The sequence below is a fragment of the Streptosporangium sp. NPDC023963 genome, assembly GCF_040639135.1.
In the GTDB taxonomy this organism is placed as follows: domain Bacteria; phylum Actinomycetota; class Actinomycetes; order Streptosporangiales; family Streptosporangiaceae; genus Streptosporangium.
On sequence record NZ_JBEZZK010000003.1, the window covers coordinates 109,157 to 123,164 of the forward strand.

Sequence of the window (14,008 nt, forward strand, 5' to 3'; positions counted from 1 at the left end):
TGTCCCGGCAGCCACATCGGGCCGGTGACCGATCGTCCAAATCGTGAACGTTCTTCGAATGGGGGCGAGCGGCGTGTACTCGATGCGGCCGGGCGGCCGAGGCACGCGCGGGCTCAGGTCACTCACCGTGATCTCGGCCGTTCTCGCGCGGATCGCCGCCACAGGGCGCGGCGAACGGCCCGGCATCCACCGGTTCCCCAGGCTACGAGGGCGGCGGTCGGGGCCGCCCACCCGGGCCCACCGCGCACCGGCGCCGGATTCGCGAACAGCGGTCGTCAGCCGGGCTGGTTGCTGTCCTTGTGCGCGCCCCAGCCGTGCCAGGACTCGATCTCGATCCAGGCGCTGACCCGGCTGCGGCCCCGGTCCGGATACTCCTTGCCGAGGTACTGGCGGGCCAGCCGGTCGATGTCGGTCAGATCCCCGTCGTCGCGCATCTCGGCGATGTGCCCGACGATGCTGACGTGGGTGTACCAGTCCTTCTCGTCGAGCACGGTGAGGGAGACCCGGGGATCCTCGCGCAGGTGCTCCAGCCGCTTGCGGCCCCCGTCCATGTTGACCAGGATCCGGCCGTCGTCCCAGAGATACCAGGTGGCCGTGGACACGGGCTGGCCGTCGGGCTGAAGCGTGGTGATGACGGCGTGGTTCGGCTTCCTCAGCATGGCGACTGCTTCCTCGGGAAGCGGCGGCTTTGACATGATCGCTCCTCTTCGTCCCGGCGTCCCCTGTGGTGAAGGCGGCGCGTGCGGTTCACGGGATACACATCCACGGTGTCATATCCCGGATGGTGACGATCCGGCGACCCTCCGTAAGCGACCGCTCACCGGCCCCGGAGGGATCCGCCGCGGCGCGGGCCCCGCCTGTTGCCGCCGTACGCCGCCACCGCCCCACCGGATCAGCCGCCGATCCTGCCCACCGCCTCGACGACGGCTCCGGCGCCGTCCTCGGCCTCGATCCGTCCGGCGAGGATCCCGGCCCTGTCGCGATAGGACCGCTCCGACAGCGCGGCGTCGAGTGCGGCCGCGAGCCGATCGGCCGACAGGCGCCCGAGGGGGATCGCGGCCGGTCCCACGCCGAGTGCCGCGAGACGTGAGGCCCACAGCCGCTGGTCGGTCATCGCCGGTATCCCGACGGCGGGCACCCCGGCGCGCAGCCCGGCCGCCGTGGTCCCGCAACCGGCGTGGTGCGCCAGCGCGGCCATCCGGGGGAACAGCCAGGAATGTGGCACGTCTCCGACATGGAACACGTCGTCACCGCCGAGGTCCGGGCCGGCCGCGCCGGTCTGCAGCACCCCGCGCAGCCCGGCCCGCCGCAACGCGGTCACGGCCGCCTCGCCCGCCCGCGCGAGAGGGCCGGAGCCCATGCTGCCGAACCCGACGAAGACCGGCGGCGGCCCCGCGTCCAGGAAATCGGCCAGCTTCGCGGGCGGTCGCCAGCCTGGCGGATCCTCCGGCCACCAGTATCCGGCCACCTCGAGCCCCTCCCTCCAGTCGGCCGGGCGCGGCAGCACGCTCGGGCTGAAGCCGTGGAAGACCGGCCAGCGGGTGGACTCGCGACGACGGTACGTCGCGGCGGCGGTGGCGCCGGGAAGCCCCAGGCGGGCACGCAGCCTCCTGGCTCCCAGATAAACCGGCGAGGGCGTGGTGAACGCCAGCCGGGACGCCGTGCGGTTGCCCCATCGGCCCAGCGAACGGGTGAACGCGCCCAGGACCGGGGAGAAGTCGCCGGTCGGGTCGACGGGCTGGAGATACACCCCCATGCTCGGGACCCCCATGGCCTCGGCCACGTGGATTCCGGCCGAAGCGGGAACGTTGAGGAGTAACACGTCGGCGCCGCGTTCGGCCGCGGCCACGATCCCGTCGCCCGTCTGGCGCTCGTACTCGGCGAACATCCCGACCCTGGCGGCCATGGACGTCCGCTCGCGCCCCCCGCCCGCGGGAAGACCCCCCTTGCCCGCGGGAAGAAGGGGGAGCGGGTCGCCGGGGATCGGCCGGAACTCCAGCCCGCATGCCCGCACCATCTCGGCGTAGGGCTCATGGGCCGCTATCGCCACCTCGTGCCCGGCGGCACGGAGCCGGGCGCCCAGCCCGGTGTAAGGGGCGACGTCGCCCCGGGTGCCGATCCCGATGATCAGCACTCGCATGCGGGCGGGCCTTCCGCGCCCGGCGGGGCACCGGCACTACGTGCGGTAAAGATGGGCATGGGCATGTCCTCTCGGGCGACACAATACAATGCACTCGCATTGTAAAAAGAAGAGACGCCGCATTCAATACGACCGCATGGGAAAAACGGATGCCGAAGAAGGTGGATCACGAGGTGCGGCGGCGCCACATCGCCGAGGCCCTCCACCGGGTCATCGACAGGGACGGGCTGGACGCCGTCAGCCTGCGGGAGGTGGCGGCGGAGGCGGGCGTGTCCATGGGGATGGTCCAGCACTACTTCGCGACCAAGGACGAGATGCTGATGTTCGCGCTCGAGCACCTGAACGCGCGCGTCGGCCTGCGGATCGCCACCGCCCGGAACCGGGACTCACCGCGAGAGCTCGTACGCGCCGCGGTCCTGGAGTTGCTGCCGCTGGACGACGAGCGCCGTACCGAGGCCCGCATCGCACTGGCCTACCTGGCCCGGTCGGTCGTGGCCGTCGACCTCGCGGACCTCCTGCGGGCCGCCCTTCCCCACGTCATCGGGTTCTACGCCGAACAGATCAGGATCGCCCAGGGCGACGGTCAGGTCCCGGCGAACCTCGACCCCGAGCGCGAGGCGACGATCCTGTTCGCCCTCGTCCAGGGCCTCGTCAACCCGGCCCTGATCGGCCACTACACCCCGGAGGCCGTCGTGGCGGCGGTGGACTATCACCTGGACAGGCTGTTCCCCCGCGGGAACCCGTAGCGCGTACCGGCCGGAGACTCCGAGCGAGCCGATCCCGGAGGCCCGGCCTCCACCGCCACCCCCGCGGCGAGGCCGGCCGCGCCCGGCGCCCCGGACCTCCGCCCCCCTCATGATCACGGTGATCCGCGTCATATCGTCGGCAGGAGGTTTGACTTCAAGCGCTTCAAGTGTCGGAGGCTCCCTTCATGGCAACGGCGTCCAGAGAGCGAGCAGCGGGTCTGACCATCCAGGAGATGGCGCGACGATCGGGTTTCAGCGAGCCCACGCTGCGCTACTACGAGAAGATCGGCCTGCTGGGAGCGGTCGCCAGGGACGAGTCCAGCGGTCATCGCCGGTACGAGGCGGCGACCGCGGACCGCGTCGAGGCGCTCTCCTGTCTGCGTTCGTCGGGGATGACGGTCAGCGGGATGCGCCGCTACCTGGACCTGCTCACCCGGGGGAACGCCGCGGCGGCCGACCAGCGGGACCTGTTCGCCGCGCAGGCGGAGAAGCTGGCCGCCGACATCGAGCAGCTGCGACTGCGCCTGACATATCTGCGACAGAAAGCAGACATGTGGGACGCCCGCGCTCGCGGGGACGCCGCCGCCGAGAAGCGCGCGATCAACGAGATCACGCGCGTGCTGGCAGAATTCATCCACTGAAGGACCGATCACGATGAGCGCAGAAGATCTCACCACCCCCGCGAACGAGACGGTGCTGGTCACCGGTGGCACCGGCTACGTCGGCGGCCACACGGTCGCCCGCCTGCTACGCGAGGGATACCGGACCCGCGTGACGGTCCGGGAGCCCGGGCAGCGGGCCGAGGTGCTGGACCAGCTCCGCCGGGCCGGGGTCGATCCGGCCGGCCGCCTGGAGTTCGCCGTGGCGAACCTCTCTGGCGACAAGGGCTGGGCCGACGCCGTGGACGGGGTCGGCCACGTGCTGCACCTGGCGTCGCCCTTCCCGTTCACCCCTCCGGAGACGGAGGCCGAGCTCATCCTCCCGGCGCGCGACGGCGCGCTGCGGGTCATCGCCGCCGCCCGTGCCGCGGGCGTGCCGCGCGTGGTGATGACCTCCTCCTACGCGGCGGTCGGTTACACGGTGAAGCCCGGCGGCCGCTACTCGGAGGAGGACTGGACCGACCCGGACACCGACGGCCTGCCCGCCTACCACAGGTCGAAGGTCCTCGCCGAGCGTGCGGCCTGGGACTTCGTCCGCACCCACGGCGGCATCGAGCTCACGGTCGTCAACCCCACGGGCATCTTCGGCCCGGTGCTGAGCGACCGTCCGTCCGCGTCGGCCGGCCTGGTCAAGGCCATGCTGACCGGGCGGATGCCCGTGGTGCCGATCATGTACTTCGGCGTCGTCGACGTACGGGACGTCGCGGACCTGCATCTGCGGGCCATGCTGCACCCGAAGGCGGCGGGCGAGCGCTTCATCGGGGTCAGCGGACCGTCGATCAGTTTCTTCGACATCGCCCGGATCCTGCGTGAGCACTTCCCCGCCGCCGCGGACCTGCTGCCGTCCGCCGAGCTGACGGTCGAGCAGGTGCGCGAGGCCGCGAAGACCGATCCGTCCCTTCGGGACGCCGCCGGCCTGGGGGGTCAGATCCCCGTCATCAGCAACGACAAGGCCCGTTCGGTGCTGGGCTGGGAGCCCCGCGACGTCACCGGGACGATCGTGGAGACCGCCGACAGCCACATTCGGCTGGGACTGACCCTGCCGGAGGGCCGCAGCCTCCACAGCCTCCGCGCGTGACCTCCCGGGACGCTCCTCGCGTCAGGAGAACGCCGGGGGCCTGCGCCGGAAGGCATTGAGCGCGGTGGCGATACGGGCGAGATCGCGCTCTACGCGGACGGCTCGGCGACCCCGCCGATGACGGCCAGCGACGGGACCTTCGCCTCGGCCGGGCCGGCTTCGGCTCGCCCTTCCAGGAGCCCGACCGCCTGGCCGAAGTACTCCCGCACGAACGTGTTCGACACGCGGCGACCTTGGCCGGCTACGCACCGGCGGGCAGGCGGGTGTGCCGGGGGATCTTGCCGAACCTGCCGGAGTGGAAGTCGCGGTAGGCCTGTTCGATCTCGGCGCGCGTGTTCATCACGAAGGGGCCGCTGGCGTACACGGACTCGCCGATGGGCCGCCCGGCGAACAGCATCACCCTGGTCTGCTCGTCACCGTCGCCGGTGGCCAGGGTCAGCGTGGTCGCCTCGCCCTGCCGGGACACAGGGTCGGACCAGGCGATCTGCCCGGCGTGCACGGTCCGGCCGGCGACCGTCAGCCGGCCCGAGAGCACGTACGCGAACGCGCGCTGGTCCCCGTCGAGCAGCTGCCGGTACTCGGTCCTCGGGTCGAGCGTGATCATCATGCCCAGGATCGGCCAGTGGTTGAGCGCCGGCCCGCGCGCCGCCCCGGTCTCCCCCGAGATCAGCTGGACCAGCACGCCGTCCTCGGTGTGCACGGCGTGCATGCCGGCCCGCAGGTCCTGGTAGCGGGTGGGTACCAGCTTCCGATCCGACGGCAGGTTGACCCACAGCTGGATCACATGGGCCCGCTCGGAGCGGGCGGCGACCTCACGGTGGATGATGCCCCGCCCCGCGGTCATCCACTGCACGTCCCCCGCCCCGAGCACACCGGCGTTCCCCATGCTGTCGCCGTGCTCGAGGGCCCCGTCCAGGATCAGGGTCACGGTCTCCATCCCGCGGTGCGGGTGCCAGTCGAACCCCGGCTGGTTGACCAGTTCCTCCCCCATCACCAGGAACGGATCGGTCCAGGCGTTGTCGCCCGGTGCGATGATCATCGCGCTGTGATCGGACGTCGCGGTCGCCCCGATGTCCACCTTGTCGATAACCCGGTCCACCTTCCGGCTCGCCGGCGCGGTTCGCGTGGTCATGACGCCCCTCCCTTTCTTCGTTCACCAGAAGCATCCATCCGCCGATCCGGGTTGGCAAAAGGCACCAAAGTTACTTACATTTAGAAAGTGACTACGCCGCCCAGCACTCCGATCAACGAGGAGCACTGCCACCGCATCCTGCGCGCGATCGACATCATCGGGACCCGCTGGACCGGGCCGATCCTGCTCGCCGCGGTCCGCGGCGCCCGCCGGTTCAAGGAGTACCGCGCCCTGGTGCCGGGCGTCTCGGATCCACAGCTCACGCTGCGGCTCAAGCAACTCCAGGCCCGTGGGCTCATCGAACGCACGGTGATCCCCAGCATGCCGGTCCAGATCACGTACGCCCTCACGCCCGACGGCGAAGAGCTGATCTCCGCCCTTCAGCCCTTGTCGCGCTGGAGTGAGCGGCACCTCCCGGCCGACGACGCATGACCCGGAGCGGCTCCCCGCCCGCCCGGGTCGGCACCGCCCGGGACCACGGCCGCCCGGCCGGATGATCCCGCGGAGTTCGGGAAGACGGCCTCGGCCGGCGTGGCCGTCGTAGACCGTCCTCTCATGAACGGCGGCCGGCCGACGAACCGCGAGGTGATCCAGGCACAGCTCCGCACTTCACGGGTTTCGTCAGCTGTGACAGGTAGCGAAGGGCAGGCCGGAAGCGATATCCGGAGTGGGTCTCCTGCCGGGCAGGAAAGGCGATCACCGTCACCGGCGGTCACCCGACCCGCTCCGGACCACGAATGGGAGAGGTGCGGCGTGGAAGACGGCGTGGAGGATGTCGCGCTCGTGTCGGTGGACGTGCCGAGTGAGGTGCGGGACGTGTACATCTGGCTGCGGGAGGATCCAGAGCTGCGCCGCTGGGTCGACCTCGTCGAAAGCCCGCCGGCAGAAGGCACGCTCGGGCCCGTCGCGGAGGCCGTCCAGATCGTGGCCGACGCGCCTGAGGTGGTGGCCACGCTCGCCGGCGTTCTCATCGCCTGGCTGCGCTACCGGACCAGCGACGTCAAGGTCAGGATCCGAAGGAGCGCCACCGACATCGAGATGGAGGTCACCGCCAACCGGGTGAAGACCATGAACGCCGCGCAGGTACAGGAGCTGAGGACCCAGCTCGAAACCGTCCTCAACACCCACCCCCCGCTGTTGCCGGCATCGGGGTCGGCAGGGGCCGCGGCAGACCCCTCCCCGCCCGAGGAGGAAACGGCTCCCTCCCCCTCCGAGGAGGAGGCGGATCCCTTCCCGTCCGAGGAGGAGACGGGCGGTGGCTGAGGCCGCGCCGAGGCTCCTGCTGTCCGGATCCGGCGTTCGCGTGCTGGTCGTCGGCTCGGGCCGGCACGTCGCGGGGGCGAGGATCGGCGACGTGCCCCAGGCGGTCTCCGCCGCGACCGACCTGGCCACCGCCCTGGTCGAGCGCACCGATCTGGCTCCCGAGCAGCTGACGCTCCTGGTGAACCCGGACGACCCCGCCCGGCTGGCGACGGCGATCGACGCCCTGTCCCGGCAGGCCACCGACGTACTGGTCTTCGTATATGTCGGGCACGGTCTCATCGGTCCCGACAACCGCCTGTATCTCGCCACCCAGGCCACGGTGGACCTCACCCGAGGCCCGGTCAGGAACCAGGCGCTGCCGTACGCGGAAGTCGCCGACCTGTTGTCAGGGAGCAGGGCCCGGCTGAGCGTGGTGATCCTGGACTGCTGCTGGGCCGGACGCGCCACCGGCTGGCCGGACACCTATCTGCTGACCTCCACCAGCCGTGACGAGGCGGCCTGGGCGCTGCCCGGGGATTCCCACACCGCTTTCACCGGCGCGCTCATCCACCTGCTCACCGAAGGTGACCCGACCGGACCGTACCTACTCGGCCTTGACGACGTGCATCGCTGCCTCACCCGTGGCCTGCGCGAACGCGGTCTGCCCGTTCCCCGTCGCCAGGCCGCCGACCACGGTGGCCGTCCGATCGTGGTCAACGCCGCGTACCGTACCCCGGCCGGTCACCGCCTCCCTGCGGCACTGCCCGATGACGGGCGGCACAGCCCCTACCAAGGTCTGCGCGCCTACCGTGCCGAGGACACGGCCTTCTTCTTCGGCCGTGCAGCACTCACTCACACCCTTGCCGATCGGGTGATCTCCGAGCGAGACGCACCGCTCGTCGTCACCGGTCCCTCCGGTTCAGGCAAGTCCTCCGTCCTGCAGGCCGGGCTGATCGCGGCGCTGGGCCCCGAACGTTGCCTGCTGCTCACCCCTGGCGCCGATCCCCTCAACGGTCTTCTCCAAAGCGTGACCGATCTGGCCGGAGACTACCGGCCCGGCCCCGATCTCACGGACGGCACGACAGCTGGACGAGAGCAGCGGCCCGCGACGCCACCTGACCCCGACCGCCTGGGGGACGCGCTTCCCGAAGACACCGTTCTCCTCGTTGACCAGTTCGAGGAGGTGTTCACCCTCTGCGAGGACGAGTCTCGCCGCGCATCGTTCATCAGGGCACTCGTCGCGATCTCCCGCAGGATGCCCGTGGTGATCGGTGTGCGCGCCGACTTCTTCGGCCATTGCACCGCATACCCCGAACTCGTGGACGGGTTGGAGCATGCGGTCGTCGTTCCGCCGCTGACCCGCGACCAGTTGCGCGATGTGATCGAGGAACCGGCCCGGCTGGCCGGTCTCACCCTCGATGAGGGTCTGGTGGAACAACTGCTGGACGACCTCGGCGACAGCACCGACAGTACCCCGCTGCCGTTGCTGTCCCATGCGCTGCTGGCCACCTGGCAACGCCGCGAGAACGGCGTCCTCACCCTGGCGGCCTACCGCGCGACCGGCGGAATCACCCAGGCGCTGGCCCGCACCGCCGACGAGACCCTGAACTCCCTCCGCTCACCAGACCCTCCCACCACCGTGCCCCGGTCACCGCAGTCGTCCGGCATCGCGCCGTCCCACAGTGCGAAGCGGCCGCCAAGCGGGCCGGAACCTCCCGATTCCTCGGCCAGGGACGCCGCACGCCGCATGTTCCTGCGCCTCGTCCGGCTTGGCGAGGCCACCGACGACACCCGCCGGACGGTCCCCCTGCTGGAACTGCTCCCCGCGGCCGACGGCCCGGAACACGATCAAGCCCGGGTCGTCCTCGACGCCTTCACCCGGGCCCGGCTGATCACCGTGGATCAGGATCGGGCCCACATCGTTCACGAGGCCCTCATCCGCGCCTGGCCTCAGCTGCGCGCCTGGATCGACGCCGACCGCGCCGACCTGCTCGTGGGCCAGCAACTCTCCGAGGACGCCGCGCGCTGGGACCGCCAGCGACGCGATCCCGGCTATCTCTACACCGGCGCCCGGCTGGAGGCCATCGACCGGACCCGCGAGCGCTGGCGCTCCGGCCCGACCAGCCACCCCTTTCTGAACGAGGTCGTCGCCGACTTCCTGACCAGCAGTGACGCGGCCGCGAAACGGGTCAGACAGCGCCGCCGGGTGACCCTGGTGACCCTCATCGCCCTGTTGATCGCCTCGCTGGGAGGCGCCGGGGCGGCCGTCCTCGCCGCGAACGACGCCAGGACCCAGCAGCATCTCGCCGAGGCTCGAAGCCAGGAGGCCACGTCACGAGAGCAGGCGCTACAGAGCGAGTACATCGCGGCCGCCGATCCGGTACAGTCCGCCGCGCTGGCCGCCAACGCCTGGCGCATCGCCCGTACGCCCGAGGCGCGTTACAGCGTGCTCGACATCCTCGCCGGCGCCGGACGAGGCGTCATCACCGTGGGCGAGGGCTCCGCGTGGGCCGTGGCCTACAGCCCGGACGGAAAGACCCTGGCCGTCTCGGAAACCGATGGCACCATACGGCTGTGGGACGTCGCCACCCACCGTCCCATCGGCGCCCCGTTCACCGGCCATCAGGAGATCGTCCCTTCCGTCGCCTTCAGCCCGGACGGACGCACGCTCGCCAGCGCCGGCCTGGACGGCACCGTACGGTTGTGGGACGTCGCCACTCATCGCTCCATCGGTGCTCCCCTCACCGGCCACAGCGCATTCGTCTGGACGGTGGCCTTCAGCCCGGATGGCAACACGCTCGCGAGCGCAGGAAACGACAAAACCATACGTTTATGGGATATATCCGCCCATCGGCAGCTCGGTGCGCCCCTCACCGGACACCAGGGTCCCGTCTACGCGATCGCCTACAGCCCGGACGGGCACACCCTCGCCAGTGCCGGAGACGACAAGACCCTACGGCTGTGGGACGTCGCCACCCATCGTCCGTCCGCAACCCCGCTGACCGGCCACACGGACGCCATCGGCGGCGTCGCCTTCAGCCCGGACGGGAGGACATTGGCCACCACGGCCGCCGACGAGGCCGTACGGCTGTGGGACGTCGCCACCCGTCGCCCGCTCGGCACCCCGCTCACCGGCCACACGGACGCCATCGGTTCCGCGTTCAACCCCGTCAACGGCGTGCTATTCAGCCCCGACGGACGCACTTTGGCCACGGCGGGAAACGACGGCACCGTACGCCTGTGGGATGTCTCCACTCACCGCCGGCTCGGTGCCCCGCTCACCGGGCACAAGAACACCGTCATCGGGCTGGCCTACAGCCCGGACGGACGCACTCTAGTGAGTGCCGGATTCGAGGGAACCGTCCGTCTCTGGGATGTCACCGCGCACCGCCAACTCGGCGGCCCCTTCGACACCGCCGCCGAGTTCGCCTGGACCGTCGCATTCAGCCCGGACGGAAGCACCCTGGCCGGCGCGGGAAGCGACGGCATCGTGCACATCTGGGACGTAGCCTCCCACCAGCGTCTCGGCGAGCCCCTCACCGGCCACAAAGAGCACGTTCTCCGGCTGGCCTTCAGCCCGGACGGACGCACCCTGGCCAGTGCCGGAAACGACGGCACCGTACGGCTGTGGGACATCGCGACGCACCGCGAAGTCGCGATCCTCACCGGCCACCGGGACAGAGTCCGGACCGTCGCCTTCAGCCCGGACGGACGAACCCTGGCCAGTGCCGGGGACGAGGGCACCGTACACCTGTGGGACGTCGCCACCCGTCGCCCGCTCGGCGCCCCGTTGACCGGGCACGGCGGCCACGTCATTGAGGTGGCGTTCACCCGAGACGGGCGCGGCCTCGCCAGCGTGGGGGGCGACGGAAGCGTCCGCCGGTGGAACACCGCCGGCCGCAGTGGCGTCGCGGTTCTCCCGCCGCGTCGCGAGGGCTCGGTCAGCATCCTTGCCCTGAGCGCCGACACGCGTACCCTCGCCATCGCCGACCCCGACGAGAGCGTGGTGCGCCTGTGGGATCTCTCCACCGGGCAGGAGCGCGGCAATCCCCTCGCCGGGCACCGGGACACCCGCAACCAGGTGGTCGACCCCATCAACAGCGTGGCCTTCGGCCCCGACGGGCGCAGTCTCGCGACCGGGGGAGCCGACGGCACCATCCGTCTGTGGGACACCACCACCCACCGGCAGCTGGGCGACCCCCTCACCGGGCACACCGCCTCCTCCAACGGACTGCCGTTCGTCGGCGGCCTGGCCTTCAGCCCTGCCGGAGGGACGCTGGCCAGCGCCGGCGGTGACGGCACCGTACGCCTGTGGGGTGGCGTCGCGGTCCCGGCCGACAGCGATCTGTCACGGCTGATCTGCCCGCCGGCCGCCCGGTCCCCCTACTCCGAGGGGTATGACAAGTACGCCGTTCCTCCACCTGGCAGGGGAGGGCGGTGCTGAACTTCAGGAGTCCGGCCGCAAGAACTCGGCCCCGGGAGCTCTGACGACGCCGAAGGTCAGCCCGTCGCGGCGCGGCGCAGCTCGAACAACTCCGACGGGGAGATCGGCATCCTGTCGATCCGGATCCCCTCCGCGTCCTCGATCGCCGAGGCGATCACCGCCGAGACCGGGATGACCCCCGCCTCCCCCGCGCCCTTGATGCCCAGCGGATTCAGCGGGGACGGCGTCTCCAGGTGGGCGGTCTCGATGAAGGGCACCTCGGTGGCGTACGGCATCAGGAAGTCCATGAAGGAGGCGTTCAGCAGCTGGCCGTGGCCGTCGTAGACCATCTTCTCGTACAGGGCCCCGCCGACGCCCTGGGCGACCCCGCCGTGGATCTGGCCCTCGACGATCATCGGGTTGATCAGCCTGCCGCAGTCGTGGACGACGGCGTAACGAAGGATGCGGATCTCGGCGGTCAGCGGGTCGGTCTCGACGATGGCCGCGTGCATGCCGGAGGCGAAGGTCGAGCGGATCGGCGAGTAGTAGTCGCGGCCCTCCAGCCCGGGCTCCTCCCCCTCCGCCACCGGCGGCCGGTCGTAGGCCGCGGCGCCCGCGAACTGGGTGGCCCTCGCGGCCTCCTCGTCGAAGGCGTAGCGCAGCGGGTTGGACAGCACCGCCACGGTCGCCAGCGGGATCGAGGCGCCGGGGGTGCCCGCCACCCGCACCTCCCCGTCGACGATCTCCAGGTCGCGCGGGTCGGCCTCCAGCGCGTCGGCGGCGATCCGCAGCGCCTTCTCCCGCACCTTCCTGCAGGCCAGCGCGATCGCGTTGCCGCTCATCACCGCGGCGCGCGAGGCGAACGTGCCGACCGCGTAGCCGAACCTGCGGGTGTCGCCGGTGACGACCGAAACCCGCTCCATCGGCACGCCCAGCTCGGACGCGGCGATCTGCGCGAACACCGTCTCGTGGCCCTGGCCCTGGGAGGTGAGGCCGGTGGAGACGTGCACCCGGCCGTCGGAGGTGATCTGGACGTGCCCGCCCTCGTACGGGCCGACGCCGGTGCCCTCGACGTAGCAGCCGACGCCGATCCCGATCGTGCGGCCCTCCTCGGCGGCGCGGGCCTTCAGTGCCGGGAAGCCGTCCCAGCCGATCAGCTCCTTGAGCATCCGCAGCGACTCGGGGTAGTCGCCGCTGTCGTAGATCAGCGGGCGGCCGTCCTGGAAGATCAGGCCCTGGTCGTAGGGGAACTCGTCGGGCTGGATGAAGTTGGCCGCGCGCACCTCCGTGCGGTCGGCTCCCAGATACTCGGCGATGTGGTCCATGGTGCGCTCCATGCAGAAGACCCCCTGGGGGCGGCCCGCCCCGCGGTACGGGGTGACCTGCACGGTGTTGGTGTAGATCGAGGAGAACTCGACCCGGTAGGCGCCGATCCGGTACGGGCCGAGCAGCTGGGTGGAGGTGATGATCGGCACGATGATCCCGTACGGCGTGTAGGCGCCGTGGTCGTGCAGGATCTCGACGTCCAGGCCGAGCACCCGGCCCTCGTCGTCGAAGCCGACCCGGACCGACTGCACCTGGGCCCGCTCGTGCGCGGAGGAGACGAAGTGCTCGCGCCGGTCCTCGGTCCACTTGACCTCGTGGCCGAGCGTCATCGCCGCCCACGGGACCAGGATCTCCTCCGGCCACGGGTGGACGATCTTCACGCCGAACCCGCCGCCCACGTCGGGGGCGATCACCTCGACCTTCGGCAGCGGCAGGCCGAGCTTGGCCGCGATGGCCATGCGGACGCTGGTGGAGGTCTGGGTGCTGGAGTGGACGCGCAGGGACCGGTCGTCGGCGTCCCAGCGGGCGTGCACGCCGCGTCCCTCCAGCGGCATGGACGCGCTGCGCTCGATGTCGAGCCGGAAGGACAGCGTGTGCGGCGCGGCGTCGATCGCCTCGCGCGCGCCGAGCCCTGCGGCCGAGGGCACCTCCTGGACGAGGTGCGCGCCGACGTTGCCCGGCACGCCGTCGTGGACGAGCTGGGCGGACTGCGCGGCCTCCTCCACGCCGACCACCGGCTTGAGGATCTCGTAGTCGACCTGGATGAGCGCGCAGGCGTCCTCGGCGAGGTAGCGGTCGCGGGCGACGACCATCACGACGGGCTCACCGACGTGCCTGACGATCTCGCGGGCCAGCGGGTACGCGGTGCGGCCGTGGGTGAGCGCCGGGTGCGGGATGAGCAGCGGCAGCGGCTGGGCGAGCGCGCCGGGCAGGTCCTCCCAGGTGTAGATCGCCACCAGCCCGTCGACCTCGACGGCGGCCGAGACGTCGATGTCGCGGATGCGGGCGTGGGCGTGCGGGGACCGGACGAACGCCGCCTCCAGCGCCCCGGCTCCCAGGTCGTCGACGTAGCGGCCCTGCCCGGTCAGCAGCCGGGGGTCCTCGCGCCGGACGACCGGCTCGCCGAACAGTTTCGTGGTCATGGTCGCCTCACCTGCCGGCTCGTCGGGAAGTGTCTCCTGCCCCGACCGCCAGAAAACTCCTTGAGCCCGCCCGCGAATCCCCCTGGCCCACCCGGGGATTCGCCACACGCATTTACGGAC

At 71.3% G+C, this 14,008-nt stretch carries 11 protein-coding genes; 6 read left to right on the plus strand and 5 right to left on the minus strand.

What is annotated here, in order from left to right:
- Nucleotides 1-275 precede the first annotated feature (275 nt).
- Together AB0F88_RS11780 and AB0F88_RS11785 are read right to left on the minus strand one after the other, a co-directional pair.
- Nucleotides 276-695, minus strand: coding sequence for a PPOX class F420-dependent oxidoreductase (locus AB0F88_RS11780; RefSeq protein WP_362680970.1), 420 nt, complete (start codon nucleotides 693-695; stop codon nucleotides 276-278).
- A gap of 197 nt (nucleotides 696-892) precedes the next feature.
- Nucleotides 893-2,140 carry a glycosyltransferase gene (locus AB0F88_RS11785; protein WP_362680973.1) on the minus strand — a complete coding sequence of 416 codons (1,248 nt, stop codon included), beginning with the start codon at nucleotides 2,138-2,140 and terminating at the stop codon, nucleotides 893-895.
- 149 nt (nucleotides 2,141-2,289) lie between these two features.
- Here AB0F88_RS11785 and AB0F88_RS11790 point away from each other — a divergent pair, with 149 nt between their 5' ends.
- The 3 genes from AB0F88_RS11790 (at nucleotide 2,290) to AB0F88_RS11800 (ending at nucleotide 4,623) form a co-directional block, all read left to right on the plus strand.
- Nucleotides 2,290-2,886 carry a TetR/AcrR family transcriptional regulator gene (locus tag AB0F88_RS11790; protein WP_362680976.1) on the plus strand — a complete coding sequence of 199 codons (597 nt, stop codon included), beginning with the start codon at nucleotides 2,290-2,292 and terminating at the stop codon, nucleotides 2,884-2,886.
- Between the two features lie 233 nt (nucleotides 2,887-3,119).
- Nucleotides 3,120-3,527, plus strand: coding sequence for a MerR family transcriptional regulator (locus tag AB0F88_RS11795; protein WP_362680979.1), 408 nt, complete (start codon nucleotides 3,120-3,122; stop codon nucleotides 3,525-3,527).
- A gap of 13 nt (nucleotides 3,528-3,540) precedes the next feature.
- The gene (locus tag AB0F88_RS11800; RefSeq protein ID WP_362680981.1) at nucleotides 3,541-4,623 is read left to right on the plus strand and encodes an aldehyde reductase; all 1,083 of its coding nucleotides are present in this window, start codon (nucleotides 3,541-3,543) and stop codon (nucleotides 4,621-4,623) included.
- Nucleotides 4,624-4,712: 89 nt separating this feature from the next.
- Here the strand turns inward: AB0F88_RS11800 and AB0F88_RS11805 are convergent, their stop codons facing one another.
- Together AB0F88_RS11805 and AB0F88_RS11810 are read right to left on the minus strand one after the other, a co-directional pair.
- A complete protein-coding gene (locus tag AB0F88_RS11805) occupies nucleotides 4,713-4,847 on the minus strand; it encodes a hypothetical protein (protein WP_362680984.1) in 135 nt (44 codons plus the stop codon).
- Nucleotides 4,848-4,864: 17 nt separating this feature from the next.
- Nucleotides 4,865-5,755: a pirin family protein gene (locus AB0F88_RS11810; RefSeq protein ID WP_362680987.1), complete on the minus strand. Its 891-nt coding sequence runs from the start codon at nucleotides 5,753-5,755 to the stop codon at nucleotides 4,865-4,867.
- A gap of 87 nt (nucleotides 5,756-5,842) precedes the next feature.
- On the opposite strand from AB0F88_RS11810, the gene AB0F88_RS11815 reads away from it, so the two are divergent.
- From AB0F88_RS11815 to AB0F88_RS11825, 3 genes are all read left to right on the plus strand, one after another.
- Nucleotides 5,843-6,187, plus strand: a complete 345-nt coding sequence (locus AB0F88_RS11815) for a helix-turn-helix domain-containing protein (RefSeq protein WP_362680990.1) — start codon at nucleotides 5,843-5,845, stop codon at nucleotides 6,185-6,187.
- 321 nt (nucleotides 6,188-6,508) lie between these two features.
- Nucleotides 6,509-7,018, plus strand: coding sequence for a hypothetical protein (locus AB0F88_RS11820; RefSeq protein ID WP_362680993.1), 510 nt, complete (start codon nucleotides 6,509-6,511; stop codon nucleotides 7,016-7,018).
- Nucleotides 7,011-11,441: a caspase family protein gene (locus AB0F88_RS11825; RefSeq protein ID WP_362680996.1), complete on the plus strand. Its 4,431-nt coding sequence runs from the start codon at nucleotides 7,011-7,013 to the stop codon at nucleotides 11,439-11,441. Before AB0F88_RS11820 ends, AB0F88_RS11825 begins: the two co-directional genes overlap by 8 nt.
- A 56-nt stretch (nucleotides 11,442-11,497) precedes the next feature.
- Here AB0F88_RS11825 and cutA read toward each other — a convergent pair whose 3' ends face one another.
- Complete coding sequence (gene cutA, locus AB0F88_RS11830; RefSeq protein WP_362680999.1) at nucleotides 11,498-13,888, minus strand: aerobic carbon-monoxide dehydrogenase large subunit; 2,391 nt, start codon at nucleotides 13,886-13,888, stop codon at nucleotides 11,498-11,500.
- Nucleotides 13,889-14,008 lie beyond the last annotated feature (120 nt).

What these genes read in the sequence shown, in the direction of transcription:
- AB0F88_RS11780 (WP_362680970.1), bottom strand. Translation starts at nt 695, where the DNA reads ATGTCAAAGCCGCCGCTTCCCGAGGAAGCAGTCGCCATGCTGAGGAAG.
- AB0F88_RS11785 (WP_362680973.1), bottom strand. Translation starts at nt 2,140, where the DNA reads ATGCGAGTGCTGATCATCGGGATCGGCACCCGGGGCGACGTCGCCCCT.
- AB0F88_RS11790 (WP_362680976.1), top strand. Translation starts at nt 2,290, where the DNA reads ATGCCGAAGAAGGTGGATCACGAGGTGCGGCGGCGCCACATCGCCGAG.
- AB0F88_RS11795 (WP_362680979.1), top strand. Translation starts at nt 3,120, where the DNA reads ATGGCGCGACGATCGGGTTTCAGCGAGCCCACGCTGCGCTACTACGAG.
- AB0F88_RS11800 (WP_362680981.1), top strand. Translation starts at nt 3,541, where the DNA reads ATGAGCGCAGAAGATCTCACCACCCCCGCGAACGAGACGGTGCTGGTC.
- AB0F88_RS11810 (WP_362680987.1), bottom strand. Translation starts at nt 5,755, where the DNA reads ATGACCACGCGAACCGCGCCGGCGAGCCGGAAGGTGGACCGGGTTATC.
- cutA (WP_362680999.1), bottom strand. Translation starts at nt 13,888, where the DNA reads ATGACCACGAAACTGTTCGGCGAGCCGGTCGTCCGGCGCGAGGACCCC.